The sequence below is a fragment of the Colwellia sp. BRX8-9 genome (genome assembly GCF_014077245.1).
Lineage (GTDB): Bacteria > Pseudomonadota > Gammaproteobacteria > Enterobacterales > Alteromonadaceae > Colwellia_A.
The window spans coordinates 26,733-52,914 of the sequence record NZ_JACGVN010000024.1 but is presented as its reverse complement, the minus strand read 5'-3'; the positions used below and the strand labels follow the sequence as shown (position 1 = coordinate 52,914).

Here is a 26,182-nt window from a genome sequence, read left to right as displayed (position 1 = left end):
GGTTATGAAAAAAACATGTATTGTTACCGGTGGAAGTTCAGGTATTGGTCTAAGCATAGTGCAATTATTTACGGATAAAGGCTATCAGGTTTTTAATTTAGACTTACAACCAAGCAACCTTGCCACACTGCGCGGTGCTGATATTAACTGTGACATCAGTAATGTTGAGCAAGTACAAAGTATTATCAGTAATATAGCTAAAACAGCGACTATTGATGTTTTAGTCTCGAATGCTGGCATTCACTTTTCAGGAAATATTGAGAACACCTCAGCCGCTGATTTAGATAAAGTCCTTAACATTAATGTTAAGGGCGCGTATGCCGCGATAAAAGCGGTACTCCCCCATATGAAAGCCAATAAAAATGGCGCTATTATCTTAATGGCATCTGACCAAGCATTAATTGCCAAGCAAAATTCATTTGCCTATAACATTAGTAAAGTCGCGCTCGCTTCGATAGCAAAAACCACCGCGCTTGATTACGCTAGCTTTAACATTCGTGCCAATGCTGTGTGCCCCGGCACAATAGAGACCCCTTTGTATCATCAAGCGATTGATAATTATTGTCAACGCTCTGGCGCTAACAAAGCAGAGGTTCACGCTGAAGAAGCGGCTTTACAGCCGTTAGGTCGTTTAGGTCAACCCGAAGAAGTCGCTGAATTAGTTTATTTTTTAGCATCAGATAAAGCTAAGTTTATCACTGGTAGTTTACAAGTGATTGATGGTGGTTATACTGCGCAATAATTCACTTGGTAGGTATAACAACAGCTAGCGTTTAACGACAGTTCAAAGAGAATACTAGAAATTGCGATACCCTTTTTTTTATTGGTAATAACAACTAAGTGGCAACTTCTCTGAAGGAAAATTCAGCAGGATGTTTTCATTGATACATTTCAGTTCAGGCGTTAATGAACATAGGGTAATATGAAAATAATTGATCCTCACTTGCATTTATTTAACCTTGAACAAGGCCACTATCAGTGGTTAAAAGCTGATAGTCCACCTTACTGGTCAGATAAAAAAACCATTAGACAAAGTTTCACAGAAAAGGACTTAGCTTTATCTGTTCCTCTGCAACTTGCGGGTTTTGTTCACATCGAAGCCGGATTTGATAATCAACAGCCTTGGCGAGAAATTGCTTGGTTAGAAGATAGCTGTTCCCTACCCTTTAGAGCTATTGCTGGCGTTAATTTACTTTTACCAACAAGCGAGTTTCAACAAATACTAGATAAGCTTGATAAATTTGAGTCCGTAGTCGGTGTTCGTGACATTCTAGATGAAAATGCCTGCGCATATTTATCAAATTCGCACGTTAAGGAAAACTTAGCCCGACTTGCCCAGCAGCAGTTGATTTTTGAATGCCAAATGGCGTTAACTGATGTGGTAGCGACCGAACAATTAATAGCTATTATCAATGAACTGCCGACACTAAAATTAGTCATTAATCATGCAGGTTGGCCACCCGAAGATATTGACAGTAAACAATGGCAAGATTGGCAAAGTGGCATACAAGCACTAAGTGGTTATGAAAATGTTGCCATTAAATGCTCGGGGTTTGAAATGGTTAATCGTCAATATAGTGCCTCGTGGCAACAGCATGTGATCAAACATTGTTTAGCTACCTTTGGTTTAGATAAAACCATGCTAGCCAGTAATTTTCCTTTGTGTTTATTTAAAAGTAGTTATCAAAAAAACTGGATAACCCATTTCGAAAACCAACCATTATCAACAACTGAGCTTGAATTATTATGTTATAAAAATGCCTTGCGCATCTATCAAATTCCTATTTAAGCTATAAATTAAGAAGAAAAATCTACCCATAAGACCTTGGATAAAATACTATTTCATTACTTCGCACTTTCATGGTGAATTAATGGATAACTTCGACAGAAAAATTCTTAAAATATTACAAAATGACTGTACGCAGCCAGTCAGTGAGGTTGCCGCTCAAGTGGGGCTTTCAACAACCCCATGCTGGCGACGTATTCAAACTATGGAGAAAAATGGTGTTATAAAAGGGCGGGTTGCCTTGGCCGATCCTGAAAAGTTAAATGTTGGCTTAACCGTTTTTGTGATGATTAAAACCAACCAGCATAATTCTGATTGGCTTGATGATTTCAGTATCAATTCAAAAGCGTTTCCAGAAATTACCGAGTTTTATCGAATGAGTGGCGAAGTAGACTATTTACTACGTGTCGTTGTTTCTGATATGAAAGCCTACGATGCTTTTTATAAAAAACTCATCGGCCAAGCCAGCTTTGCCGATATTAGCTCAAGCTTTGCCATGGAAGAAATTAAATATACGACCGCACTACCCGTTGATTATATCTAACGCGTGATAAAAAAGGATGGCGATTAGCCATCCTTTTTACCTTCAGATATTGAAGCTGATTACTTTAATGAATTAACCGTAACATGCGGTGAGCGTTTCACGACTTCGTCATTTAATTCAATGCCTAAACCTGGTACTTCTGTCACTTGGAAAAAGCCATTTATCGGTTGTGGGTCTTGCAAACACAATTCACGATTCCAATGCTTAGTCGCATAAGTATGATGCTCATGAATTAAAAAGTTAGGAATTGCTGTTTCTAAATGCAAAGACGCTGCTGTTGCTACTGGGCCGCCACAAACATGGGCTTGAATACGAATATCATAGACATCAGCATAGTCACAGACTTTTTTAGACTCGGTAAAACCACCACATAAACCCACATCGGGTTGAAGCACATCAATACTTTGATCTTCAAAATACTGGCGTACATCCCAACGATGATATAAACGTTCACCACCGGCAATGGGGACATTAACCCGTTCAGCCACTTTTTTATGCACTTTCGCGTTTAAATAATTAACCGGCTCTTCGTACATCATACAGCCAACTTCTTCAACAATTTCGCCCATTTGAATCGCAGAAGCAGCGCCCATTAATGAATGTGATTCGAAAATAATATCAACATCTTCACCGACGGCATCACGAATAGCGCGTAATCGGTCTCCAAATAAACGCATCTGCGGCTTGGTAAATAATTTAGTGCGATCGAACGATGATGTGCCATCGGCATTATAAACAATAGGGTCTACTTTTACCGCGTCGTAGCCTTCAGCTACCGCTTTTAATGCAGCTTCAGCATATTCTTCTGGTAAAAATAACTTCTTAACTTCAACGTCCCAATCAAACTGTAATTGGCTAGCGTAGGTACGTAATTTATCATTAACTTTGCCGCCAAGCAGTTGATAGACAGGCACACCTAATGCCTTACCTTTAATATCCCAAAGTGCGGTATCAATAGCACTCATTGCAGAATAAAGCACCGGCCCACCACCTAATCCCCAGAAACTTTCGCGCAGCATTCGAGACCATAACAATTCGGTTCTAAAAGGGTCAAAACCAATTAAAACCGCTTCGGTAATTTCTTTAATCATCGCCGCTGCAGCACTATGCCCCCAATCGTAAGCAAGACCTGCTTCACCAACCCCCGAGATACCTTCATCGGTATGAACACGAATAAAAACAGGGTTCCAACCGGCGCGATCTGGACATTCAATATCAAAAATTTCTACGTGAGTGACTTTCATTTTATCTTCTCTAAATATGTGAGTGTTTGTCGCAGAGAACTTATTTCAATAGCGGCATAACGAGGTGTAAAGACAACTTTATTATTAGGTCGCAAAGCTAGGATCAGCGCGATAGACTTTCCTGACCATCGCCGGCCAAGCCTTTTGACCGCCGGTACTGCCCGTATGAACAATATTTGCTTGCGCTTTTATACCATCAACAATGCTTTGATCGACTAAAATGGTTGCCATACCGGTTGCCATTACTTGTAGTTGCACTTGACAAGCACGTGTTAAATCATACATATGCATAAAAGCATCGCCAATGGTTTCACCTAAAGTTAAACCACCATGGTTTCTTAATAACATAAAGTTTGCCGAGCCCAAGTTATTTTGTAAGCGAAGTTTTTCGTCAGCATTTACCGCTAAACCTTCGTAATCATGATAGCTAAGAGAAGCCAGTGCGAACATAGCGTATTGACTTAACGGCAACAAACCTTCTTGTAAACTTGCCACCGCAATGGTTTCATTAGTGTGTAAATGCAAGACACATTGCGCGTCATGGCGAGCTTCATGGACAGCGCTATGAATAGTAAAACCTGCAGGGTTAATTTCAAAAGGACATGCTGGGTCAATAATATTACCTGCTATATCTATTTTAACCAGATTCGATGCGGTAATTTCATCAAAAGCTAAACCGAAAGCATTAATGAGTAAATGCTCAGAATCAGGTATGCGTGCGGAGATATGAGTGTAAATCAAATCATCCCAGCCATGCATAGCGATAAGACGATAACAAGCCGCTAAATCGATGCGTGTTTGCCACTCTTGTGCTGACACTTTATTTTTTAAGTTAATCTGTGGGATAGTTAACATTAAAGTCCTTTAAAGAATTATTATTCTATAATTTTAAATCATCGATAATACAAATCAAACCGCTAGTGTAATAAATTACAATTAAAGGCTAGATAAAAATCAGCTAAGTTAAGCAAATTGGTATCAATTAAATAAACATCTTAATTAAACTACCAATGAGTAAAATAAACACCAAAATAGGAATGATTTTTGAATACTTAGCTTGCTCTTCTTCACCCATAGGTTTGCCAAAACGCTCACCTAAAATAACCATTAAGGCAATACCGGCAAAAACAGCTAATAAAATCATGATTAAAGTCATTATTTCTCCTATTATTAATCTCTAAACCAATTGCACATTGCATTAGCTAATTATTCAATTACCATAGCAAGATAACAAGCAAAAATATGTAAACAACAATATGACTGCACCTGATAACTTTGCTGAGAAGCGACGCTTTATTATAAGATTAGGCAAAGCTTTGCATAAGTTTGGCACGCCTGCTTATCGTCTTGAAGCACATCTTCAAGATGTTTCGACATTTCTCGAATTAAAAGCATGTTTTATCATCACACCCACGGCTCTGACTTTTGTCTTATCTGAAGATGAAGAGAACCAACAATATAATCATGTTATTCGAGTAAAGCCAGGTGATCTTGATTTAGGTTCACTGGCACGAACAGATGAACTAGTTGATGAATTAAGTTCGGGTCAACGCACGTTATCTGAGGCCATTGAACGACTTGATGATATCGCTAATAAACCCAACCCTTACGGTCGTTTTCTTACCTTTTTAGCGTTTGGTGCTTCAAGTGGTGCTTTTTCGATGCTAATGCACACCAGCTGGAATGATGTATTTTGGTCGGTATTATTAGGCTTTGTTGTTTGCTTATTTACCTTTTGGGCCGAATACTCACGCCGAGTTACCGAAACTTTAGAACCAATTGCAGCCATTACCACCGCCCTACTGGCCTCGGCCATTACGCTAATTGACCCAAGTATTAATATGCCCTTGGTTATTCTTTCAGCCATCATTGCTTTTATACCCGGCTTAGCATTAACGCTAGGCTTAGCTGAATTGGCCGCTCGACATCTGATGTCGGGTACTGCGCGTATTATGGACGCGGTAATGATGCTATTTAAGCTTTATTTTGGCGCGGTATTAGGCATGGCATTAGGAAAGTTATTTTGGGGCGAAGTGTTATATGTTACCCCCGCCAGCATGCCTGTTTGGACAGCATGGGCGGCAGTAACCACTTTATCTATAAGCTTAGTTATATTATTTCGCGTCCGTAAAAAAGACGCTCCATGGGGAATTATTTCTGGCTATGTTGCATTTGGTGCTAGCATTATTGGTGCCGCTTACTTAGGCCCTGCACTTGGCGCTTTCGTTGGTGCCTTTGTTTTAGGTATGTATGCTAATTTATTCTCACGCATTATGAGATTACCTTCAAGCATTGTTAAGCTATTAGGTTTAGTCGTGCTGGTGCCTGGAAGTAAAGTTTATATCGGCTTAAACAGTGCGGTATCCGGAGTGAATATGTTAAATACTAATAATATTGGTTCTGAAGCCTTCCTAATTTTTATGTCGCTTGTCGCTGGCCTTGTTTTTTCAAATGTTGCCTTACCTTCTCGTAAAACGTTGTAATAAAGTACGCTAATGAAACCAGTTAACAAAAAGACAGCATATCACCATGGCGACTTACGCAGTTCTCTCGTTGAAACGGGCGCCGAGATGATTGAAGAGGCAGGAATTGAAGGACTGTCATTACGTAAACTTGCTGAGCGTATTGGTGTTTCTCGTACAGCAACCTATCACCACTTCAAAAATAAAAATGATTTACTTTGTGCGATAGCTGCACTGGGGTTTATTCAATGGACAAGTATTTCTAATGCTATATTTGACGATAAAGAGCTTTCAGGAGAAGAAAAATTTCGTCAGTTTGTTCATCAGTACATAACATTTGCTACCGAAAATTCTTCAATTTACGAATTAATGTTTGGTAAAACAATTTGGAAAAAAAACAATAGCGATCAAGCTTTGCGTGATATCGCTTATCCTAGTTTTAATTACCAACTAGAAATGACCAAAACTTGGCAGCAACAAGGCTTATTGATTGAAGACGAAAATAGCTTACGTTTAGCACAGGTAACTTGGGGTACATTGCACGGTATTGTGCGTTTACTAATTGATGGAATTTACCTTGATACCAGCCATATTGATGAAATGTGTGAATGTGTCGTCAAGGTTTTTATTCACCAACAAAAATTATAATAAGGGTTAGGCATGTCTGAAGACAATAACAATAAAACCGCTCAGTTTGACCAGTTTTTTTCTATTAGTTATCCTTTCAATGTCAATGCAACTATCATTGAAACCGATACAGCGCCAAGTTATCAATGTTTTATGAACACCATGCCGATGCCGTTTAAAATGGCCTCTGAAATAGTCACCCTTGACCAAGCTGCATTGCGCCCACTGCAAACCCTTGGTAGCGTTGCGGGACAATTAGTTGATTATTTACATCATCAAGCTAAAAAAATAGACTTACTGGTTAGTTATATTTTGAGCGAGCAAGACAACGAAATGCAACGTTACCAAGGCACTCATTTTGGTGGTGGCGGCGTTATTTTTACCAGTAAAAATCTTTTTGATACCGGCCAATTTATTACCTTGAAAATATTTCTCCTTGATGATAATTGTGCAATTTACTGTTGTGGGGAAATAATTTCAGCAACAACTACAAGCGATGAACTCACTAGCTACAAAGTTATTTATCATCATATTAGAGAAGAAGACCGTGAAATATTAGTACGTTGTAGTCTTCATCAGCAATCAAAACAGTTGCAGGTTTTAGCGCAACAGCGCAATGAGCTATCAGCAAAAGAAAAGTAATTTAGCGCGTAAAAGTATTTCTCCGTTAAGTCTAGCTGATATAAAGCACACTTTAGCGCCTATTCCTTGTTGAGTAAGTCAAAAACCGTTAGCGTGATCACCATAAAATTTCAGGAAGATAGTTATGAACATGAATAAAAGATCTTTTTTAAAAGCGGGTGGTGCAAGCATTGCTGCGTTATCCGTATCAGCTTCAGCATTTGCCTCATCAACGAAAGAAAGTCAGTCAAATAGCCAAGTACTAAAAGACATCACCAAAGATGTTGCTGGCATTACTTCTGCAGAGCGTGAAGCTCGGATAGTAAAAGCTCAGCAATTAATGCAGCAAATGAATATTTCTGCGCTTATTATTGAGCCCGGTGCCGCCATGGATTATTTCTCTGGTATTCAATGGTGGCGCAGCGAACGCTTAACAGCTTTAGTGATCCCTCAACAAGGTAAAGTGGCGGTAGTTTGTCCCTTTTTTGAAGAGCCTAGTATTCAAGAAAGTTTAGCTATTGATGGCGACATTCGTGTTTGGCAAGAGCATGAAAGCCCGTTCGAGCGTATCAAACAAATACTAGCAGACCGAGGTATTAGCCTTACCAAAGGGACGATTGGTTTTGAAAACTCGGTACGTTATTTTGTTCAACACGGTGTAATGAGTTTATTATCAACTCTTCAACATGTCAGCGCAGAACCCGTTACGCGTGGTTGTCGCATTATTAAAAGTCACCATGAATTGCAACTGATGCATAAAGCTAATGAGGTAACACTATTAGCCTATAGCGAGGTATATTCAAAGTTAGAAGTGGGTATGACTTCTGCACAGGTTAAAAGCTTGATGAGTAATGCACAAGCTACGTTAGGGGGAAAAGGCGCGTGGAATATGGCCTTAATAGATCAAGCAAGTGCTTTCCCTCATGGCAGTAAAAAGAAGCATCTAATTAAAGAAGGTTCTATTGTATTAATGGACTGTGGCTGTAATGTCCATGGTTATCAGTCAGACATTAGCCGAACCTTTGTGATGGGTGAGCCAACAAAGCGTCAACGTGATGTTTGGCAAACGGTACGTACCGGCCAAAAAATAGCCTTTGAGCAAGCGCAAATAGGTAATGCTGCGGGTACTGTTGACGATGCGGTACGAAAATACTATCAAGCACAAGGATTCGGTCCTGATTATAAATTACCAGGTTTGTCGCACAGAACTGGTCATGGCATAGGTATGGAAGGTCATGAAAGCGTTAATTTTGTTCATGGTGAACAAGAAAAGTTAACAGCTGGTATGTGTTTTTCTAATGAGCCTGGCATTTATATACCTGGCGAATTTGGTGTAAGACTTGAAGACTGTATTTACATGACCGATAAAGGCCCACAGTGGTTTACTATTCCCCCAGACTCGCTAGATTCTCCGTTAGGTAAGCTTGCTAAACTCGCTTAACACACTATTTATAATCTACAGTAGACTGTTTTTTAGCAAACTCATCAGTAACAGTGGCTTCACTTTATCCTAAAAAAAAGGAGTAACGGATCTTCCTTACTCCTCCTGTTTTTATAACGCAGGATACAATGAAATAACCAATAAAAGTGCCATGGTAATATTAAAAACTCTCAAGCGTTTTTGGTTAGTTAACAACACTTGTATTTTCTGCCCTAAAACAACCCAAGAACTGATGCAGGGTAAATTGATTAGCCCAAAGACAATCGCCACTAACAACACCGAGGTAAAACTCTTAGATGGAGCATAAAGGCTTATTGACGTTAGCGCCATTGTCCAAGCTTTAGGGTTAACCCATTGAAATAAAACAGCTTGAATAAAGCTAAAAGGTTTATGATTTGACGTTTGTTGTTCGACATGACTGGTAGAGCTAGCTATTTTGAATGCTAAGTAGAGTAAATAAACAATGCTGACCACTTTTAGTATTTGATAACTCACCGGGAAACGATCAAATAATTGAATAACACCTAGCCCAACTAAAGCAATCATCAGTGTAAATCCAATGCCAACTCCTAATAAGTGAGGGGTTGTTTTTTTGAAACCATAATTTGCACCAGAATTCATTAACATTAAGTTATTTGGCCCTGGTGTTATTGAAGACACAAAGGCAAAAATAGTTAAGGCTGGTAGTATGTCTACATTCATTGTTATTTTGCTCTTAATTGTTTGAGAGACAGGTTAAATTTCAAGCTATTTTCACTTAAATGCTCAGATGTTATATCACAAAGTTATAATAGAAAATCACCTAAGGGCGCTTATTATTAATATAGGAGTTTTAAGTACTAAATATAGAGGCTGGATGACTTAACCCTTGGTAGTGCCAAAGATCAAAGAAGGCTGGGTAGATGTATCATTTCACATGGGGATAACGCGTAGAAAAATATCTATAACGCATAGGTAAGTGGGTGAACATAGCCCTCCCATCTTACCCATTTGTTATATATTATTGCTTAGATAGCAACAACTTTATTTGCACATGGACCTTTTTGTCCTTGTCCAACTTCAAACTCAACAGCTTGGCCGTCAGCCAATGTAGCGTATTCACCGCCAGATTGGATTTCTGAATGATGAACAAACAAATCTTTACTGCCGTCTTCTGGAGTAATAAATCCGAAACCTTTATCCGCATTAAACCACTTAACTATACCTTTACTCATAACACTCTCTTTATCATTGGTGAAAAATATAAACCTAACTTGCTATCACCATTACAAGTCAGGATTTGAATCTTATTAATACAAACTATATTTAACATTATAGACTGTATTTATAATTAACGGTGCGCGCCACCTTTCTTTTTCATATTGACTACTTTTCGAGCTATATCAAGTAATTCAGGTGAAACATCTTCAGCACCATCTTTTATTAGTTTACTCACATCACCGGATGAAAAGAATGAGCCACGCTCAGCTTTTACGCCTAATGATCTTACAAAATCTTTTGTTTTACCTGTACTACCCGTATCAATATACTTAAAAATAATTTGTTCATTAAAACTTTGTGGTTCTTGCTTTAAAGTAGCAATAGTATTGGTAAGTAATGTTATTTCCGATCCTAACATTTCTATTAATTCGGCAATATCTGAATATGGTTTCATTAAATTATTTAGCTCTTATAATATTATCTGATAATGCCAACAGGCTATCATTTTACAGGAGAAGCAAGTCAGTATAACTAGCCTGCTTAAAAAATTATTATACAGTGAATGCCTCTGAGTAAACAGTCTCTATTTTAATAGCCCAGAGCAATGATGAATTATTGTTACTTTTTTAATAATATTACTTAATGAATGCCCATCTTATTGGTCGACAAAACCGCCACTGCCTCATATTCAATGTTCAATGTTCAATGTTCAATGTTCACCATAACTTTCCTACAAAGAGAATATATTATTTGATAATTCTAAGTTTAATCACTTATTTTGATTAAAGGTTGTGATTTATTACGCTTGATTGTTTCTCTCGTAAGTCTATAATCCGCATAATTATTATATAACTAACCACAATATAAATGAAAAAATCTTACAAAAAAAACGTAAATATATATCTTGTCATTTTTTTGTTGCTAAGTCTTTGTATTTCCTATTTAGCGGTAGCGAAAACAGATACCCCAGAGATGAAGACTAAAGCAGTTTTTGGTCAAATAGAATCGGCTTTATTAATTTTAAAAAGTAACAATCAATTCACTAAAAGCAATATCAGAAGTGTATTAACCCAATACCTTCTGCCTGAGGTAGATATTCAATATTTTAGTTATAAAGTTATTAATCAAAATTTGCCCAAACTATCTGCCGAACTTAGGACTGAGTTTGTGACTGAGTTATCAAATCAATTAATAAATACTTATACCAACTTATTAAGTAAATATAGTGGTGAGTCAATGACCATCGGTACAGGGTCATTATCAAAAAGTGGTAAAATGTCGATGGTCAACATAACGATTACCGGTGAAAGTAAAGTCAACAAAGCGGTAGTAAAGTTACTGATATCAAAAGAAGGCACTTGGCAGTTCTTTGATATCATCATTGAAGGCATTAGTTTATTAGATGCAAAGCAAAAAGAAATAAATTCAAGTTTCAGTAAGTTAGGTGTTGAAGGTACACTGTTACATCTAAAAAATATAAATCAAAGAAGTCTCACTTCTTTATAAAAATCAAGGTAGGTACAATCGTTCTAATGGAATGGCTTAATCATACGAATAATTTCAAAGCACTTTCAGCAGTACTCGCTAATAATAAATTTGTTATTGCGCTATTGTTTATTTCTATTTTTTATATGATTAAATATCTCATTGTAAGAAGAATAAAACGAAAATCAAAACAAGATAAAAGATTACAAATCAATGTAGTCAATAATATATTTACGGTATTAATAATCGTGATGGTTTTTAATATTTGGTCTGAAGAAATTCAAAAATTTGCTTTTTCGATTGCTGCTTTTATTGTAGCAATTGTCTTAGCAACCAGAGAGTTTATTCAATGTTTTATTGGTTTTGTTTATATCCTGTCAAGTCGACCATTTCGTATTGGTGATTGGGTACAAGTTGGCAATCATTACGGCGAAGTGCATTCAACAGACTGGGCAAAACTAACACTGTTAGAGGTAAATGTAGATGATTATCAATACACAGGTAAAACGCTATACCTACCCAATAGCCAGCTAATTACTTCGGTTATTAAAAACCTTAACTTTTTAAAACGATATGCAATGCATCATTTTACCATTGTCAGAGATGACAGTGTTAATCCCTTCGAGTTTATTGATGAGTTGTATACTAGAGCAAGTTTATATTGTAGTGACTTTAAAGAAGTTGCAATCCGCTATAACCAACTGATTGAAAACCGTTTAGAGGTTAACATCACAGGCCCTGAGCCACATATTCAAGTAGCAACTTCTGAGGTTGGAGATACGCAAATATTTTTTACTATATTTTGCCCAACAGAGATAGCATTAGAAATAGAGCAGAAGTTAACTGCTGATTTTATGACATTGTGGTTTAAGCAAAAAATGGTTTCGTCAACTTTATCAAACTAATGTAATATCACTAATTATTAAGTCACTCAGTCACGATTTACTTCTTGACTGAGTGACTTTTTAGACGCTAACATTTTGATAAATTAAATTATTTTTTATCGTTATTCAATAAAGTAAGCGTGCCATCGAGGTGCACATCGCGTTGCGGAAAAGCAACAACAATATTATTCTCTTCAAACAATTCCTCTAATCGAAATCGAATATTACTTCTAGTCACTCTTAAAGCCGTTTCTCCAGTTGAGTTTATCCAAAAATTTACATAAAACACTAATGAATTATCACCAAAGTCTTCAAAAACAACGACGGGCATTGGCGCGGTCAATACTTCTTTTTGTGCCAGTGTCGCTTCTAAAATAAGATCCGCTACTTTTCTAGCCCGAGTACCATAAGCAACCCCAACAGAAACACTTGTTCTCACTAAACTGTCTCGAAGCGTCCAATTCACTACCGTATTTTCAAGTAGTTTACTGTTAGGAATAAGCAGATGAACACCATCAACACGTCTAATACGGGTTGAACGGGTGTTAATTTCTTCTACGACACCTTTGGCATTTTCAACTTCTAAAAAGTCACCAATTTTAATAGGTCGTTCCCACATTAAAATCCAACCACTGATAAAGTTGTTAATAATGTTTTGCGCGCCAAAACCAAAACCAATCGCGATTGCACCCGATAAAAAGGCAAAAGCGGTGATCGGCACATTAATCAAATCTAAGGTGGTGATCAACAATATAACTATCGCAATCACATAAAAAACACGCTGCAATAAGTGTATAATATTTGGATCAGTTTTTTTGGTCGTTAAACGCTTGGTTATAAACCTTACGCCCCACTTAGTGAGTAACAACCCAAGGTAAATAATTAGCGGAATTAACAGTAACCCACCCAATGTTACCGGTTGCTCAGCAATAGTAATAACCTTAGTAGATAAGATTTCTTTTATTTGTGTAAAATCCATAAAATCCCTTAATTTAACGACTTTTTATTTTGATCCTAAAAAGACTTTTGATGGGTCAACGAGAAAGCGTTTACCCAGTGCTTCTCTTCCTAACAGCATTAAATAACTCATATCAGAGCGGTCCGTTAAGGTTATTTCAATTGACCACCTGTCTTCGCCAAGTACGATGGGTGTTTCTATAACGTAGCGTTGCTCTGTAGTGCCATTTGAAGATTTAACTTTACGCATATCGCTAATGGGCGCCGTACATTTCTGCATGGCATCCACATTATGCATATCAGGGTGTAGATCAAACGTCACACTATGTACGCCATCAATAATTAATTTTTTAATATTATCAACATGTAACGACGACGTTTTTGCGCCGGTATCAACTCGTACTTGTAAGTCATCAATAGCTAAGTCTGGCAAAGCTATTGACTCTAAACGCCCGATAACAACTTTATTCGCTTTTTTCATACGCTTCTCTAACTGTCGTCATTTTCAGGTAAAAGCTGCTCTTGCACATTTTCAATATGACCTGCAATTTCTTCATCATCTTCACTAAAATAAGCGACATGAAACATGGCTTCACCTTCTTGAACTAAAGGTATGTTTTGCTTACCAATTAAAATGCCTGAGCGTGTTGCTTTAACCGAATCAAATATTGCACCGTATGGACTACCAATTTCGGCTAATACTTGACCTTTAGTAATCTGATCGCCCAAATTTACAATATTATGAACAATACCACTAGCGTTAGCGCGTACCCATTGGCTGCCATTAGCAATAAACGGCATACGTTTTTTCTTCTTGGTGCGGACAACTTTTCTGGTCATACCTAAATGCTGTAATACATTTAAGATACCTTTCATGCCCGCTCGAATTGAAAACTCATCAAAACGCAGCGCTTCACCCGCTTCATATAAGAGTATTTTCGTTTCGTTTTTAACGGCTGATTCTCTTAACGAGCCGTCAACTAAAGTAGAATTCAACACAACCGGCACGCCAAACACTTCCGCCAAGGCTTTGGTATCGGGATCAGACATATCCGCCCTAATTTGTGGCAGGTTTGAACGATGAATGGCCCCGGTATGTAAATCGATACCGTAATCACAATGCTTAACGATTTCATTGAGAAATATATAAGCAACGCGTCCTGCTAAAGAGCCTTTCGCAGAGCCGGGAAAACAGCGATTTAGATCACGACGGTCAGGCATATAGCGACTTTGATTGACTACGCCATAAACATTAACCATAGGAACAGCAATAACCGTGCCTCGCGTTATTTTAAGTTTCTTTTCGTGGATCAAGCGTCGAATAATTTCAATACCATTTAATTCGTCGCCATGTACCGCCGCACTCAAAAAAATAGTGGGCCCTGGTTTTTTAGCGCGAATAATATGAACGGGCAAAGAAACGTCTGCATCGGTATATAACTTAGCAACCGGCAACTCTATTTTGCGCTGCTCTCCAGGTAAAATTTCGAACTCACCTATACGTAATATGTCCATAAAACTCTCTTTAATTATCCTTTGCCACGTGTCTTAGTATCATGAGGTTTTGCATTTTTTTCTAAAAACTCAAACACCATCCCGGCAACATTTTTACCCGTCGCTTTTTCAATACCTTCAAGGCCAGGAGATGAATTAACTTCCATGACCATAGGACCATTTTGTGAACGCAGTAAATCAACGCCACACATGTTCAAGCCCATCGCCTTTGCCGCTTTAACTGCTGTGTCACGCTCTTCTTTCGATAATTTAACCACAGTAGCAGAGCCGCCGCGATGTAAATTAGAACGAAATTCACCTTCAGCGCCTTGACGTTTCATCGCCGCAACCACTTTACCGCCAATGACTAAACAGCGAATGTCAGCACCACCGGCTTCTTTAACAAATTCTTGTACTAAGATGTTCGCTTTTAAGCCCATGAATGCTTCGATGATGGCTTCAGCCGATTTAGCGGTATCGGCTAATACTACGCCTATGCCCTGCGTGCCTTCGAGCAATTTAATAACCACCGGCGCGCCGCCAACATTTTTAATCAGATCTTTGGCATTATCAGGCTTGTTTGCAAAACCCGTTCGCGGTAAACCCAAACCTTTACGCGATAGCAACTGTAATGACCGCAATTTATCGCGTGAGCGGCTGATAGCGACAGACTCATTAATATTGAAGGTACCCATCATTTCAAATTGTCTTGCCACAGCCGTGCCGTAAAAAGTTACAGAGGCGCCGATACGAGGAATAATTGCATCATACTTTGGCAATTCTTTACCCTTGTAACGCACAGCTGAACGAGTACTCGTGATATCCATATAACAGTGTAATGTATCGATAATATCAACTTCATGTCCCATAGCTTCGCCGGCTTCTTTTAAACGGCGCGTAGAGTAAAGATTTTTGTTTCTAGATAAGATAGCAACTTTCATAATAAGTCCTGTAGTGCTCACCTTTATTTAAGGTTAAAGAGTGAGGTAATAAGTAATATCGAGTGTATAGCTAGCTCATTAAATAATAAAGCGCTATATTTCGATACGTTTAATCAAATAAAATGATTAGACGGCGATTTATATAATTATAAAGTCGTTATTATAGAATATTTTACGTCAATAGTTGAAAAAATAACGATTAAAATTTATTAGGATAAATCACTGAGCAAATTTTACTTGTTTAGACAAATTTATGGGCTCTACAACATTGGACTAAACTGTGATTTTCCCAGGAAAAATGGCTTAAATGAATAATGGCAGATTATTTTGTATATGATTTTTAAAATGGCAATACTGGTAGAGTTTTAGAACAAAAAATGAGGGGGAAGTTTGTTGAGAATAATCAATAGCTGTGTTTATTTACGAATAGATGAAGTGAAGTAAGTGAACTCAAATTATAAAAACCACTTATATTAAGTGGTCTAAATAATTTGAGTGACTTAGACAAGCTGGTAATACAAAACGATTACTCGTCTTTAGGTAAAACCTTTATTGCTTTGTAATCGCCTTCTTTTAATTCATCATTGATACAATTTAATAAATAAGTTTTCATATCAGTTTCTGCTATTTCATCTTCAATAGCGTATTCTTTACATTGACTTAAAAGACTTGATACGTAGTCACTAGGTGCATCCATTAAAGCAGGTTCTGCTTCTTCACTGTGCGCTATGCCTGAAGTTAGGGCTAATAAAGCGATAGCTAAAATTGTTTTTTTCATAAATATTCTCTTTACATTAAAATTACTTACATATCCCAATAGTCACTTAATGAATTAAGTTGACGGTCAAGGAACCTTTTTTCATTTAAAATATCTAATCTTTCTTTAACCAGATATTTCTGTTTGGCGATATTGCTAATTTCTTTTTTATTTGCAGAGCCACTCGTTACTTCGAATCCGGAGATACCAGGATTGAAATTCAAATTGCTACCTATGCCAGTACTTTCGTATGTATCAATATTCATTTTTTGCCTTCAAAAAAATCATAATTAGATTCTGGATGGATAATGTTCCACTATTTGAGAATTGAAAAGCAAAATATTTTCGTTTAACTAATCAATTTTTTTTGTTAAACAAGGAAAATAGCTAACCCTTGATATAATGAGTGTGAGTACTGGAAGATTAAAGCGTGACGGGGAGAGAATAAAAAAAACAACAAACCCATTGAAAACAAGAGGTTATATTTAAAACAGATTATTTAAATCGATTATTTGTTAACAATAAAATAATTCCCAGCGGCTTAAAAAATTAAATTGGTCTGCAAGAAGCAGCAACATTATTCTTTTCAGCGCTGAGAATAGCCACTATTTTTATCGCTAAAATAACAATAAAAACGTTAATTAAGCTGATTTTTCTAAAGCAGTAATAAGGTACCGCAGCCAAGAAAGGCTATAAAACCAAATATATCTGTTACGGTTGTTAAAATAACAGCTCCAGATAATGCTGGGTCGATGTTAAATTTATTTAATATCCAAGGTATCCATACCCCTGATAACGAAGCAACTAAAATATTACCTAAAATAGCGATACAAATGGTGACTGATAGCATTGGATTTTCAAACCAGTAAAAAGTGATGATGCCGATGACCGTCGCCCATAACATGCCATTAATTGCGCCAACTTTAAGCTCTTTTTTAACGATAGCCTGCCTATTAGCATCACTAATTTGCCCTAACGCTAAACCACGTATAATCAAGGTTAACGTTTGACTACCGGAAATACCGCCCATCGATGCAACCACCGGCATAAGCACGGCAAGTGCAACAACTTGTTGTAAGGTCGCTTCAAATAAACCAATAAACCAAGAAGCTAAAAATGCAGTCACTAGGTTAATACCCAGCCAAATCGCTCGGTTTTTACTACTTAACCAAACACTGGCAAATAAATCTTCTTCATCACTCAAACCAGCCGATTGCATTAATTGATTATCTTTATGCTGGTCTTTGTATCTATAAGCAGAGTGCAAATCTAAACGGCCGGTTAAATGGCCATTTTCATCAACGATAGGTAATGCTGATTTTCCAGAAAGGATCACTTCGTCAATTGATTCATCTATATCTTTACTGGCTTCTAAAACTTGAACATCTTGATACTCTACACTGGCTAAGGGAGTATCCCCATCTAAAAGCAATAGTTTATTGATGGGGATCTCACCAAGTAATTGGGCATTATTATCAACAACATAAATAACTTCAGTTAATGGTAATAAATTTTTTGCACACACTTTCTTTGCTGCTGCTACTTTCAATTTTTGCGAAATTCTTTTTTCGTCAAAGCTTTGCCAGCGCCCTACTTCATCTTCAGAATAATCTTGAGCCTTTTTTAAATACTCTCTTTGTTTAGCTGTCATTTTTGTGACAGCATATTCAATGAAGCGATCGCTTAAATCTTCAGTAAGTTCTATTAAACTGTTGGCATCTAATTTATCAAATAAAGGAAAACAGGCATCGTCATCCATTGCATTTAATAACATCTGCCGAGATTCATTTTTCATCTCTAGAAAAATATTTTGTTGATAATCTGCGCTCAACAACGCCCAAAGACTTAATCGAGGTTTGATAGGAAAAGCTTCTAAAAGAATTGCTACGTGCTCTGGCATGAGCGTATCTTCAATTTCAGCAGCTAATTCATTTAATTGAAGATCGTTGGCTAATAGTTCTTCGATTTTTTCAATATAAGTAGGGAGTAGTTCTAGGGACATTTAATTTCCTAATAAAGATTTCAACAAATTTTTTGAATCAAACTAAGTAAAATTTTGCGTTTTATTTTATGGGTTATTTAACTATAGAATCGCATTATTCTCTAATCATTAAACTAGACAACTAATGAAAATGCCAAAGTTACAGCCTTTTGCTATAAAAACGCAAAAGTTTTCATTTTATTCCAAATTGTGGCGATTACTTTTTAAGAAGCGGCAATGGCAACTTATCGAAGATTGGCATTATACCTTACCTAACAAAAGAATCGTTATAATTCCGAAAGGCTTTATTTTTGATGGTAGTTCGTACCCGGCAATAGTCTGGCTTTTCTTCTCGCCAACAGGGTTATTACTCATCCCGGTTATTTTGCATGACTTTTGCTTTGAGTATAATTATTTATGGGCGAAGCAGGATGATAAAATATTTAAATTTAAAGAAGGCTATGGTTTTTTAAAATGGTCAACACTGATCCGCAAAGTCGGTATAGAAAGAAACGAACTACTGCTGATTGATTATTTTATATGGGTACTGTGTATGGCTTTTGGTTGGGTAAATTGGCTAACATTTCAGCGCAAAACTAAGCCGACGTTATTACCTGAGGACAAATAGGATAATTTTAAAAGTCTCAACTGAGAATTTGTTAAGAAGAGGATAAACTTATCGGTAAGTTTATCCTTAAATCTACTGCATATTAATTATTTTATCGACTAACTGGCTGCTGCTTGAGTAAATATGCTGCCATTTAAACAGTGAAACGACTTATGCCTGGTTATTTTTATGTATTTTTTCCACAACAGTTCAACTTTAGTTTGACCTTCAAGTTGTGATTCACACATGTTTACAAACTGTATTTCAACTTCATTTTCTGGCGAACAAATAGCTTTTTCTAACATCAGTAAACGTTTGCCTACCTGTGTTAATAATTCTGCTTCGGCGATATTGAAATCTCCAGATTTTCTGAAACCACGTGGAAAATGTACATCATCGTAAAATTGTGTTGCAGCAATAAATCCATGTATTAAAGTCATTTGCGCCTCTATTGACAGGGTATAGGTTTTAGCGGATTATGCGGCTAACAAGCAAGGCTGTAAAACAAATAATAATTATCGTATCGATAAGAGATTGCAGTATGGATATTGAGTTAATTAAAACCTTCTTAGAAGTTAAGGATTGTCGTCACTTTGGTAAAGCGGCAGAAAACCTATATCTGACCCAAGCGGCGGTTAGTACTAGAGTTCGTCAGTTAGAGAAATACTTTAATGTGACCTTGTTTCAGCGCACCAGAAACAACATTCAATTAACACCCGCAGGAGAAAAGCTTGTCCCCTACGCGGAGCTTATGATCAATACCCTTCGAATGGCAAAACAAGATATTGCCATAAGCACTGAAAAAGTTGCGCACATTTATATTGCCGGCACACCTAATACTTGGGATGTTTATATACATGATGCCATTTCAAAGATATATAGCAATGAACCACAAATCAGTTTAATCGCTGAAATATTATCGCGAGAGCAATTAACCAGACAATTACTTGAGCGTACTTTAGATGTTGCGATTCTATTTGATCCCCCAAAAGTAGAAGAACTAAAAATTGAATCTTTACATATGTTTAATTTAATTCCCGTGACGACTTTTAATAACAAAGTAACAAGCCCCGCAGACTTACAACGTTATATTATGATTGATTGGGGAACTAGCTTTACTCACTGGCATGCTAAAGAATTTTCTGACATATCAATTCCTGCAATTAGAACGAGTACAGCGCGTATTGCACTTGATTTAATGCTGCAATGTGGCGGGAGTGCCTATCTACCAGACATGCTAGCGAAACCTTTTATCGAGCAAGGTAAGTTATTTAAAATCAATGCCCTGCCTATTTTTGAACGTGAATTATTTATTGCCTTTCATAAAGAAAATGAGAATGAAGAACGAATTATTGATATTAAAAATTTACTGAGAAAAGATGAACCAGAAGCCCCCGCTATTATGAGCCCCCAGTAACGTGAAAAACAGATGCAATTTATAGCGAACTAGTACAGTAAATTCAAAATATTTTCAGTAAAAATGATTTATCGTTAACGTAAAAATATTTTACTTTTCTTGTTAGCAAAAAGCGTAGATTATGCTGTTTTTACTTGAGTATCCTTTGGTGATATAACAATGAATATCAATTCTAATTATGAGTTATCAGCTTCTGATGAAATAAGTTTTAACTATGATCTATCTTCAAACGAAGGAGATGATAATAACAATGATGATGATAATGATAACGATAGTGACAATAACATTGCTGAATTTGAGTTACATACCTCACCTAGCGATGTAAAAAAATCAAGACACAGTAACAAACGTAACTATTTAGCCAAGAAAAAAATTGAACAGCTGCAAGAAGAACGACAACTGAGAAGGTTCACTCAAGATTACTATGATGATTGGGATTAAGCGCATAATTAACGCTTAATCGATAAAATAATAGTAACGCGAATTAATGATGAATTAATTCGCGTTTAGTTCTTTAGCAAGAATTGATTACCCGCCACAAGATTGCCATTGAGTGAGTTCAAGCAAAACGTTGTTATCGACTGACTTCCATTAAAAAGTGATTAGGTTTATTACTGAGTCATAACTCTTCAATTTTCAGGTCTAAACTAGTCTAAAGTTAAAACTGGTGTTAAAATATCAAACAGCCCATTTAGGTTTCAATAATGACACAATAAGGCTTGATAGCATCAAAAACCACAAATCAAGAATAAACCTTGTAAGTCAACCGCTAGCACCTAGACCTCAAACAACTTAAGAGTACTAAAAACCATGAATACAAAAATCTACAAGCGCGTATTTGCTTTGGCTGGAGAGTTAATGCTTGCTGCTCAGGAAAGAAATCAAATCAACTTTGACAATTGCTACAGTGAATTAAAACAACTCTGTGATGATAACGAAAATACCGATAAAGACCATCCTGTACAGTGGGAAACACTGGCTGACTTTACCGACGATTTACCCTTAGCTATTTCAATTTACGAGAAAGCATTACTTAAAGCAGAAGAGATTAATTCAAAAGATTTTCGTTCATCAATTGGCTTCTCCGTTGCATCACTACAAGTTGAACTCGGTGAAAAAGAGCAGGCGATTGAAAACTTAGAAAAAGCAAAAATCAGCTGTAATAAAATTGTCGACAAAGAATTAAAAGCTGAAATTCATGATTTATTAGAAGCGTTAAAAACTGAAGTATCGAGTCCTTACTAAATAACTCATCAGCCAGCGAGTGACTTTATTTAGCTTTGATCAATAATCTAGTTACCACCTAAAATGATACAGTCGCCTGCTAGCGTAGACGACTGTAATGCCTATTTATAAGCTATAGTAAGGTCGCTTTACGTTATTAATTCTGTGTCTTATCGGCTTTAGTTGGAAAGTTGATATCCGTTAAAGTCAATCACTGTTGCATTGAATGTATGCATTTTATCGACGCTGCTCACCTAATATAAAATCAATATATCGCCAAAATAATTTTTCATACTGAGTATGACTTTGTAAATTTGATGTAAAGCCAAAAAAAATAACCAAACAGAGATCATAAAGTATTGCCCAGCGCTAAATAAAGTGGGGAATAAACATAAATTCTCCTTTGATACTCAGTATATATAGGTAATACTTAGCAAATATTCGCTTGCACAAATCTGTGCTCCCCCTGAATGGATCTATTCACTAGAACGGAGTAATAAACAATCATGATTATCTTTTTTATCTGTATCACTCTATTAATATTGGGTTATAAGTTTTATAGCCCTTTCATTGAAAAACAAGCGGGCATTGATGAAACGATCAAAACACCTCAAGCACGTTTTGAAGAAGGGGTTGATTACGTTGCCATCCACCCGGTTAAAGCCTTTCTTATTCAGTTTTTAAATATTGCTGGGGTAGGTCCTATTTTTGGTCCTATCCTTGGTGCACTCTATGGACCGGTTGCACTTATTTGGATTGTACTTGGTAATATTTTAGGTGGCGCAGTACATGATTACTTTTCTGGGGTCATGAGTATTAAAGAAGATGGTAAAAGTTTGCCTGAAATTGCAGGCCACTATTACAACGTTTACTTTAAAGGGATAATGTTGATATTCACCACCATGCTACTGTTTTTTGTTGGTGTTGTTTTTATCATGAGTCCTGCCGGATTATTAAGTAATTTAAGTTATTTTGAAGGCACATTTTTAGCCGGTAATACCTTTTGGGTTTTAGTTATTTTAGGCTACTATTTAATGGCAACACTATTACCCATAGATAAGATAATAACCAAGCTCTACCCCCTTTTTGGTTTACTCATGATAGTGATGACCTCGCTTATCGCGGTATCATTACTTATGAATGCGCCACACTTACCTGTCGCTGGTGATTTTTTGGGGTATTTTAACTCAGACCATTACAGTCATGACTTTTTAGAGCCTAATGCTGACGGTCTCCCTGTCTGGCCATTATTATTTATAACAATTACCTGTGGCGCAATTAGTGGTTTCCATTCGACACAAGCACCGATTATCGCGCGTTGTTTAACCAATGAAAAATATGTACGCCCAGTCTATTATGGCGCGATGATGTGCGAAGGCATTGTAGGTTGTGTTTGGGCCTTAGCTGGCATAGCAGCATTTCCTGAAGGTTACTCAGAGCTTAAAGCATTGCTTGACCAAGGCGGTCCTGGCTTAGTGGTTAACCATATAGCAAACAGCTACCTTGGCGCACTCGGTGGCATTATGGCTATTATAGCCGTTGCGATATTCCCTATCACTTCTGGAGATACCGCTTTTCGGTCCTTGCGTCTAACCTTAGTGGATGCATTTAATATCCCACAAAGTTTACGCAACCGACTCTTGTTAGCCGTGCCTATTTTGATTATTGCTTATTTTATGACAAAATTAGATTTTTCAATAATATGGCGTTATTTTGCTTTTTCAAACATGCTACTTTCTACCAGTGTATTATGGCTAGCCACTAAATTTTTGTTTGACCGTGGCACTTTCCATTGGATTGTCAGTTTACCTGCCATTGTTGGTACTAGTGTTAGTGTCTCTTATATTATGACGGCAGGAATAGGCTTAAACTTACCCAGTGAATATGGCAAATTAATCGGGGCTGTGGTCGGTGTTATCTCACTTATCTTATTAATACTGGCACACAATAAACGGGTAAATATTGCCTCGACATCACCTTAAAATTTGAGATGTTTGATGTTTGATGTTTATCATTAACAACAAAAGCAGTGCTAATTAGCACTGCTTTTTGATTTGTATCTGCCCAATAAAGCGCAATTACTGTTAATTTTTCAGGATAAAAAGTTAAAGAAAGTCCTTATTTTCTAGCGGTTCAAGCAGACCTAGGCCAAATTGATAACTGGAGATAATTAACGTATTCTAAGCAGTAACAGCCAACAGGAAGGCGTACACTTATATTTTTAATTTCCCTAGCCTTTGAAACCTTGCCAATATAAAAAATGTTACTGTCGCGCAAAACGACCATAATTATTATGCTGAAGCTAAAATATTGGGTATTAGTACTCTTATAGTAAAAAACATTATCGTGTTACTGACAACATACCAAGGGAATTGCAAAACTTATGCAAAATTTTTTTAAAAAAGGACTCAATGTCGTTCGCTCAGTTGCAGACAAAGCTACAGAAGAGTTAGCGGCTAATTATTCCATTGTTAAAGAAAAAGTGAATGGCTTACCCGTCTTTATTTCCGCAGAGAAGTCAGACAAATATAACGATATCCAGTATGACGAAAAACACTATTTTGTTATACCTTTCCAACTATCAGAATATAAATTTGCCTTACACACCATGCGGTGTCTCCCGAATGCTGTTCCAGAAATTAACAACCTGCCTAAAAGGCGTGTTTTTCACTTTCCCAATCAACATTCAGAAGAAATGCTTAAAGATTATATGCGCCAATCAGCAGAAGAAATGGTAAGAAATAAAAGCGCAAGTAATCCAAACAGTATTGAGTCTTTGGCTGATCAAATTGACGCGCTAGATAAAAAACTCACATATAGCATGCTATTAGTGGGTGGTTTGGCCGCTGTGGTAAATCCATTATTGGGCGTAGGTATTGCGGCAAAAGCGTTGTTACCCAGTGTTGGCGGTATAATTAACAAGTACGGCTTGCGTCCTACGGGAGAGAAACTTTCCCAACATCAGCTGAATAAATCTATAGAAGAAGCTGATGCACATATTGCAAAAGAATTTGCCGATGCAAGTACACTGCAGGTTATTAATCCTATATTACAAGAATTAGAGTTGACACTACGTACCACAGAATTGCAGCATGACCCGATAACTGACGCCAATTTAGCTGATGGCAGTATTCCTGAACTTGATGGAGAAAGATGGCGAGAACTAACTGAGGTCGCTATTTGTCATGTTTACAAGGAAGTTTATCAAACGCCATCTCTGCACAAAAAAGCGGGTCTTGAGCCTAAAGACTTAAGATGGCTAAAAATAATGTTTGAAGTAAACAGTAAATAAAGCTGTTCTGCATAAAGACTTTACCAGAAGCGATTAATTATTAAACTTGTTAACATTCACCATAAAACAAGAAACAATTGCCCTTTGCTAACCATGTATTGTCAAATCAATGACACATGGGGTCAGTTTTACTGACCCCCCATTTCATAAAAGCAATGCTGATTTATACCTACTAGCGAGTCACTTATTGACCACTCAACCTTTTGCCAAAAGATATAGCATAAGCTGGTGAGCGCATTCTTAATACCGGATCATCACTTGGCGTAAAGCCTGCAGACATCATATTAGGATCAAAATTAGTATTTTTACATGCATCGCTGCCACTGGTATTAACGGTCACTGTGCCTAGCATTACTTGAGGACGCTCACTTGGCCATTGTTGTGATGGGTCAATATCACTGTCTTGTGCTTCACCTAAACTTGCCATAATGTTAAAATTAACCGTTTCATTTTTAAGCTGTTGCGCAAAGGTATCTGCTAAAAACTCAGTAGGCATTTTAGCAGCCTCAGCTTTTTCTAATGTTTTAACCCCTAAATTAGGCTCAATGGTCCAGCGAAATTTAGTTTTCTGTTGATTAGGTTGGTCAAAGTAAAAAGTGTGCAAACCAAAGAACTCAGTGTTGGCAAATGAAGCGGCTGTTTTAGCTGTTTTATTCCACATAGCATTAGCTTGAACACTCGGATGTTGCTGAATATATGCCATGGTTTTAGCGGGATCAGTTTTACCATTTTCATCAGGAAGTAAGGTCGATAAAAAACCATGAAAAACTTCTGGATTTTTACCGGCAAACACCGGAAAGTTATTACCAGTAAAAGTGTGAAAAGAGCCATCAGGTAACTTTATTTGCATGCCCATGCCGCGTGTGCCAGCCGCTTTTTCATCACTATTGGGATTTGAACCGCCAACGGAAAATCGAATAGATACCGGTAGTTCGCCGTTCGATAACAAAGCAGCTCCAGTAAAATGTTGATTGGGTGTTGGTACAAAAGTACCTGATGCACACAAACCTTTAGCATGTGCTTTTCTATAGCCAGGATGTTTCCCACCCAATTTTTCAAATATTTCAACAAAATCATTGGCGACAACTTCTTTATCATTGGCTGCAGCGTTCGATGTTGCTGTAGCAGTAGTGATAAGAAACAAAGCACTAATACTTGAGGTAATGAGATTATGTTTCATTGGTTTCCTTAGAGTGATTATTTCAATAGTTCAAATGA

Annotated in this window: 30 protein-coding genes; 15 read left to right on the top strand and 15 right to left on the bottom strand. The window is 37.1% G+C overall.

Annotated features, from left to right (window positions below):
• The first annotated feature begins 4 nt into the window (after window positions 1-4).
• The 3 genes from H4J70_RS17050 (at window position 5) to H4J70_RS17040 (ending at window position 2,330) form a co-directional block, all read left to right on the top strand.
• Window positions 5-742, top strand: a complete 738-nt coding sequence (locus H4J70_RS17050) for an SDR family NAD(P)-dependent oxidoreductase (protein WP_182218206.1) — start codon at window positions 5-7, stop codon at window positions 740-742.
• A 180-nt stretch (window positions 743-922) separates the two neighbouring features.
• The gene (locus H4J70_RS17045) at window positions 923-1,789 is read left to right on the top strand and encodes an amidohydrolase (RefSeq protein WP_182218208.1); all 867 of its coding nucleotides are present in this window, start codon (window positions 923-925) and stop codon (window positions 1,787-1,789) included.
• Between the two features lie 82 nt (window positions 1,790-1,871).
• Window positions 1,872-2,330, top strand: coding sequence for an Lrp/AsnC family transcriptional regulator (locus H4J70_RS17040; protein WP_182218210.1), 459 nt, complete (start codon window positions 1,872-1,874; stop codon window positions 2,328-2,330).
• Between the two features lie 59 nt (window positions 2,331-2,389).
• On the opposite strand, the gene H4J70_RS17035 is transcribed toward H4J70_RS17040, so the two are convergent.
• From H4J70_RS17035 to H4J70_RS17025, 3 genes are all read right to left on the bottom strand, one after another.
• On the bottom strand, window positions 2,390-3,574 hold the full coding sequence (locus H4J70_RS17035; RefSeq protein ID WP_182218212.1) for a mandelate racemase/muconate lactonizing enzyme family protein: 1,185 nt from the start codon (window positions 3,572-3,574) through the stop codon (window positions 2,390-2,392).
• Between the two features lie 84 nt (window positions 3,575-3,658).
• Window positions 3,659-4,429, bottom strand: coding sequence for a class II aldolase/adducin family protein (locus H4J70_RS17030; protein ID WP_182170845.1), 771 nt, complete (start codon window positions 4,427-4,429; stop codon window positions 3,659-3,661).
• Window positions 4,430-4,556: 127 nt separating this feature from the next.
• Complete coding sequence (locus H4J70_RS17025) at window positions 4,557-4,730, bottom strand: hypothetical protein (RefSeq protein WP_182170842.1); 174 nt, start codon at window positions 4,728-4,730, stop codon at window positions 4,557-4,559.
• 100 nt (window positions 4,731-4,830) lie between these two features.
• Here H4J70_RS17025 and H4J70_RS17020 point away from each other — a divergent pair, with 100 nt between their 5' ends.
• The 4 genes from H4J70_RS17020 to H4J70_RS17005 all read left to right on the top strand — a co-directional run bounded on the left by H4J70_RS17020 (window position 4,831) and on the right by H4J70_RS17005 (window position 8,725).
• Entirely contained in the window at window positions 4,831-6,057 is a 1,227-nt protein-coding gene (locus H4J70_RS17020) for a threonine/serine exporter ThrE family protein (RefSeq protein ID WP_070374419.1), read from the top strand.
• Between the two features lie 12 nt (window positions 6,058-6,069).
• Entirely contained in the window at window positions 6,070-6,684 is a 615-nt protein-coding gene (locus H4J70_RS17015) for a TetR/AcrR family transcriptional regulator (RefSeq protein ID WP_182251523.1), read from the top strand.
• A 12-nt stretch (window positions 6,685-6,696) separates the two neighbouring features.
• Window positions 6,697-7,305 carry a PilZ domain-containing protein gene (locus tag H4J70_RS17010; protein WP_070374421.1) on the top strand — a complete coding sequence of 203 codons (609 nt, stop codon included), beginning with the start codon at window positions 6,697-6,699 and terminating at the stop codon, window positions 7,303-7,305.
• Window positions 7,306-7,429: 124 nt separating this feature from the next.
• The gene (locus H4J70_RS17005) at window positions 7,430-8,725 is read left to right on the top strand and encodes a Xaa-Pro peptidase family protein (RefSeq protein WP_182218215.1); all 1,296 of its coding nucleotides are present in this window, start codon (window positions 7,430-7,432) and stop codon (window positions 8,723-8,725) included.
• Window positions 8,726-8,836: 111 nt separating this feature from the next.
• Here the strand turns inward: H4J70_RS17005 and H4J70_RS17000 are convergent, their stop codons facing one another.
• The 3 genes from H4J70_RS17000 to H4J70_RS16990 form a co-directional block, all read right to left on the bottom strand.
• A complete protein-coding gene (locus H4J70_RS17000; RefSeq protein ID WP_182251522.1) occupies window positions 8,837-9,427 on the bottom strand; it encodes a LysE family translocator in 591 nt (196 codons plus the stop codon).
• A gap of 305 nt (window positions 9,428-9,732) precedes the next feature.
• Window positions 9,733-9,939, bottom strand: a complete 207-nt coding sequence (locus tag H4J70_RS16995; protein WP_070374424.1) for a cold-shock protein — start codon at window positions 9,937-9,939, stop codon at window positions 9,733-9,735.
• A 116-nt stretch (window positions 9,940-10,055) separates the two neighbouring features.
• A complete protein-coding gene (locus H4J70_RS16990; RefSeq protein ID WP_182218218.1) occupies window positions 10,056-10,379 on the bottom strand; it encodes a hypothetical protein in 324 nt (107 codons plus the stop codon).
• A 518-nt stretch (window positions 10,380-10,897) separates the two neighbouring features.
• Between H4J70_RS16990 and H4J70_RS16985 the strand changes: the two genes are divergently transcribed.
• Together H4J70_RS16985 and H4J70_RS16980 are read left to right on the top strand one after the other, a co-directional pair.
• Complete coding sequence (locus H4J70_RS16985; RefSeq protein WP_182251521.1) at window positions 10,898-11,431, top strand: phospholipid-binding protein MlaC; 534 nt, start codon at window positions 10,898-10,900, stop codon at window positions 11,429-11,431.
• Between the two features lie 26 nt (window positions 11,432-11,457).
• Window positions 11,458-12,315 (top strand): mechanosensitive ion channel family protein, encoded by an 858-nt coding sequence (locus H4J70_RS16980; protein WP_182231000.1) that lies wholly within the window; start codon window positions 11,458-11,460, stop codon window positions 12,313-12,315.
• An 88-nt stretch (window positions 12,316-12,403) separates the two neighbouring features.
• On the opposite strand, the gene H4J70_RS16975 is transcribed toward H4J70_RS16980, so the two are convergent.
• The 7 genes from H4J70_RS16975 to H4J70_RS16945 form a co-directional block, all read right to left on the bottom strand.
• Complete coding sequence (locus tag H4J70_RS16975) at window positions 12,404-13,273, bottom strand: mechanosensitive ion channel family protein (RefSeq protein ID WP_182251520.1); 870 nt, start codon at window positions 13,271-13,273, stop codon at window positions 12,404-12,406.
• A 24-nt stretch (window positions 13,274-13,297) separates the two neighbouring features.
• Window positions 13,298-13,732 (bottom strand): RimK/LysX family protein, encoded by a 435-nt coding sequence (locus tag H4J70_RS16970; protein WP_182218225.1) that lies wholly within the window; start codon window positions 13,730-13,732, stop codon window positions 13,298-13,300.
• 8 nt (window positions 13,733-13,740) lie between these two features.
• Window positions 13,741-14,766 (bottom strand): succinylglutamate desuccinylase/aspartoacylase family protein, encoded by a 1,026-nt coding sequence (locus tag H4J70_RS16965; protein ID WP_182231002.1) that lies wholly within the window; start codon window positions 14,764-14,766, stop codon window positions 13,741-13,743.
• Window positions 14,767-14,780: 14 nt separating this feature from the next.
• Window positions 14,781-15,686, bottom strand: a complete 906-nt coding sequence (gene rimK / locus H4J70_RS16960) for a 30S ribosomal protein S6--L-glutamate ligase (protein ID WP_070374431.1) — start codon at window positions 15,684-15,686, stop codon at window positions 14,781-14,783.
• Window positions 15,687-16,212: 526 nt separating this feature from the next.
• Entirely contained in the window at window positions 16,213-16,464 is a 252-nt protein-coding gene (locus tag H4J70_RS16955; protein WP_182243812.1) for a hypothetical protein, read from the bottom strand.
• 26 nt (window positions 16,465-16,490) lie between these two features.
• Window positions 16,491-16,709 (bottom strand): hypothetical protein, encoded by a 219-nt coding sequence (locus tag H4J70_RS16950; protein WP_182217893.1) that lies wholly within the window; start codon window positions 16,707-16,709, stop codon window positions 16,491-16,493.
• A 389-nt stretch (window positions 16,710-17,098) separates the two neighbouring features.
• Window positions 17,099-18,445: a magnesium transporter gene (locus H4J70_RS16945; protein ID WP_182217891.1), complete on the bottom strand. Its 1,347-nt coding sequence runs from the start codon at window positions 18,443-18,445 to the stop codon at window positions 17,099-17,101.
• Window positions 18,446-18,569: 124 nt separating this feature from the next.
• On the opposite strand from H4J70_RS16945, the gene H4J70_RS16940 reads away from it, so the two are divergent.
• Window positions 18,570-19,052, top strand: a complete 483-nt coding sequence (locus H4J70_RS16940; RefSeq protein ID WP_070374435.1) for a DUF1353 domain-containing protein — start codon at window positions 18,570-18,572, stop codon at window positions 19,050-19,052.
• Window positions 19,053-19,150: 98 nt separating this feature from the next.
• Here H4J70_RS16940 and maoP read toward each other — a convergent pair whose 3' ends face one another.
• Window positions 19,151-19,471 carry a DUF413 domain-containing protein gene (gene maoP, locus H4J70_RS16935; RefSeq protein WP_182222827.1) on the bottom strand — a complete coding sequence of 107 codons (321 nt, stop codon included), beginning with the start codon at window positions 19,469-19,471 and terminating at the stop codon, window positions 19,151-19,153.
• Window positions 19,472-19,572: 101 nt separating this feature from the next.
• On the opposite strand from maoP, the gene H4J70_RS16930 reads away from it, so the two are divergent.
• The 5 genes from H4J70_RS16930 to H4J70_RS16910 all read left to right on the top strand — a co-directional run bounded on the left by H4J70_RS16930 (window position 19,573) and on the right by H4J70_RS16910 (window position 24,964).
• The gene (locus H4J70_RS16930; protein WP_182217886.1) at window positions 19,573-20,448 is read left to right on the top strand and encodes a LysR family transcriptional regulator; all 876 of its coding nucleotides are present in this window, start codon (window positions 19,573-19,575) and stop codon (window positions 20,446-20,448) included.
• Between the two features lie 159 nt (window positions 20,449-20,607).
• Window positions 20,608-20,889 (top strand): hypothetical protein, encoded by a 282-nt coding sequence (locus H4J70_RS16925; RefSeq protein WP_182217884.1) that lies wholly within the window; start codon window positions 20,608-20,610, stop codon window positions 20,887-20,889.
• A gap of 369 nt (window positions 20,890-21,258) precedes the next feature.
• Window positions 21,259-21,693 carry a tetratricopeptide repeat protein gene (locus H4J70_RS16920; RefSeq protein WP_182217882.1) on the top strand — a complete coding sequence of 145 codons (435 nt, stop codon included), beginning with the start codon at window positions 21,259-21,261 and terminating at the stop codon, window positions 21,691-21,693.
• Between the two features lie 485 nt (window positions 21,694-22,178).
• On the top strand, window positions 22,179-23,654 hold the full coding sequence (locus H4J70_RS16915) for a carbon starvation protein A (RefSeq protein WP_182244929.1): 1,476 nt from the start codon (window positions 22,179-22,181) through the stop codon (window positions 23,652-23,654).
• Between the two features lie 401 nt (window positions 23,655-24,055).
• A complete protein-coding gene (locus H4J70_RS16910; RefSeq protein ID WP_182244930.1) occupies window positions 24,056-24,964 on the top strand; it encodes a hypothetical protein in 909 nt (302 codons plus the stop codon).
• 184 nt (window positions 24,965-25,148) lie between these two features.
• On the opposite strand, the gene H4J70_RS16905 is transcribed toward H4J70_RS16910, so the two are convergent.
• Window positions 25,149-26,144, bottom strand: a complete 996-nt coding sequence (locus H4J70_RS16905) for a catalase family peroxidase (protein ID WP_182251519.1) — start codon at window positions 26,142-26,144, stop codon at window positions 25,149-25,151.
• Window positions 26,145-26,182: the final 38 nt, after the last annotated feature.

Excerpts from the sequence above, each read along its gene's own strand:
- H4J70_RS17050 (WP_182218206.1), top strand. The coding sequence starts at position 5 with ATGAAAAAAACATGTATTGTTACCGGTGGAAGTTCAGGTATTGGTCTA.
- H4J70_RS17045 (WP_182218208.1), top strand. The coding sequence starts at position 923 with ATGAAAATAATTGATCCTCACTTGCATTTATTTAACCTTGAACAAGGC.
- H4J70_RS17040 (WP_182218210.1), top strand. The coding sequence starts at position 1,872 with ATGGATAACTTCGACAGAAAAATTCTTAAAATATTACAAAATGACTGT.
- H4J70_RS17035 (WP_182218212.1), bottom strand. The coding sequence starts at position 3,574 with ATGAAAGTCACTCACGTAGAAATTTTTGATATTGAATGTCCAGATCGC.
- H4J70_RS17030 (WP_182170845.1), bottom strand. The coding sequence starts at position 4,429 with ATGTTAACTATCCCACAGATTAACTTAAAAAATAAAGTGTCAGCACAA.
- H4J70_RS17025 (WP_182170842.1), bottom strand. The coding sequence starts at position 4,730 with ATGACTTTAATCATGATTTTATTAGCTGTTTTTGCCGGTATTGCCTTA.
- H4J70_RS17020 (WP_070374419.1), top strand. The coding sequence starts at position 4,831 with ATGACTGCACCTGATAACTTTGCTGAGAAGCGACGCTTTATTATAAGA.
- H4J70_RS17015 (WP_182251523.1), top strand. The coding sequence starts at position 6,070 with ATGAAACCAGTTAACAAAAAGACAGCATATCACCATGGCGACTTACGC.
- H4J70_RS17010 (WP_070374421.1), top strand. The coding sequence starts at position 6,697 with ATGTCTGAAGACAATAACAATAAAACCGCTCAGTTTGACCAGTTTTTT.
- H4J70_RS17005 (WP_182218215.1), top strand. The coding sequence starts at position 7,430 with ATGAACATGAATAAAAGATCTTTTTTAAAAGCGGGTGGTGCAAGCATT.
- H4J70_RS17000 (WP_182251522.1), bottom strand. The coding sequence starts at position 9,427 with ATGAATGTAGACATACTACCAGCCTTAACTATTTTTGCCTTTGTGTCT.
- H4J70_RS16995 (WP_070374424.1), bottom strand. The coding sequence starts at position 9,939 with ATGAGTAAAGGTATAGTTAAGTGGTTTAATGCGGATAAAGGTTTCGGA.
- H4J70_RS16990 (WP_182218218.1), bottom strand. The coding sequence starts at position 10,379 with ATGAAACCATATTCAGATATTGCCGAATTAATAGAAATGTTAGGATCG.
- H4J70_RS16985 (WP_182251521.1), top strand. The coding sequence starts at position 10,898 with ATGAAGACTAAAGCAGTTTTTGGTCAAATAGAATCGGCTTTATTAATT.
- H4J70_RS16980 (WP_182231000.1), top strand. The coding sequence starts at position 11,458 with ATGGAATGGCTTAATCATACGAATAATTTCAAAGCACTTTCAGCAGTA.
- H4J70_RS16975 (WP_182251520.1), bottom strand. The coding sequence starts at position 13,273 with ATGGATTTTACACAAATAAAAGAAATCTTATCTACTAAGGTTATTACT.
- H4J70_RS16970 (WP_182218225.1), bottom strand. The coding sequence starts at position 13,732 with ATGAAAAAAGCGAATAAAGTTGTTATCGGGCGTTTAGAGTCAATAGCT.
- H4J70_RS16965 (WP_182231002.1), bottom strand. The coding sequence starts at position 14,766 with ATGGACATATTACGTATAGGTGAGTTCGAAATTTTACCTGGAGAGCAG.
- rimK (WP_070374431.1), bottom strand. The coding sequence starts at position 15,686 with ATGAAAGTTGCTATCTTATCTAGAAACAAAAATCTTTACTCTACGCGC.
- H4J70_RS16955 (WP_182243812.1), bottom strand. The coding sequence starts at position 16,464 with ATGAAAAAAACAATTTTAGCTATCGCTTTATTAGCCCTAACTTCAGGC.
- H4J70_RS16950 (WP_182217893.1), bottom strand. The coding sequence starts at position 16,709 with ATGAATATTGATACATACGAAAGTACTGGCATAGGTAGCAATTTGAAT.
- H4J70_RS16945 (WP_182217891.1), bottom strand. The coding sequence starts at position 18,445 with ATGTCCCTAGAACTACTCCCTACTTATATTGAAAAAATCGAAGAACTA.
- H4J70_RS16940 (WP_070374435.1), top strand. The coding sequence starts at position 18,570 with ATGAAAATGCCAAAGTTACAGCCTTTTGCTATAAAAACGCAAAAGTTT.
- maoP (WP_182222827.1), bottom strand. The coding sequence starts at position 19,471 with ATGACTTTAATACATGGATTTATTGCTGCAACACAATTTTACGATGAT.
- H4J70_RS16930 (WP_182217886.1), top strand. The coding sequence starts at position 19,573 with ATGGATATTGAGTTAATTAAAACCTTCTTAGAAGTTAAGGATTGTCGT.
- H4J70_RS16925 (WP_182217884.1), top strand. The coding sequence starts at position 20,608 with ATGAATATCAATTCTAATTATGAGTTATCAGCTTCTGATGAAATAAGT.
- H4J70_RS16920 (WP_182217882.1), top strand. The coding sequence starts at position 21,259 with ATGAATACAAAAATCTACAAGCGCGTATTTGCTTTGGCTGGAGAGTTA.
- H4J70_RS16915 (WP_182244929.1), top strand. The coding sequence starts at position 22,179 with ATGATTATCTTTTTTATCTGTATCACTCTATTAATATTGGGTTATAAG.
- H4J70_RS16910 (WP_182244930.1), top strand. The coding sequence starts at position 24,056 with ATGCAAAATTTTTTTAAAAAAGGACTCAATGTCGTTCGCTCAGTTGCA.
- H4J70_RS16905 (WP_182251519.1), bottom strand. The coding sequence starts at position 26,144 with ATGAAACATAATCTCATTACCTCAAGTATTAGTGCTTTGTTTCTTATC.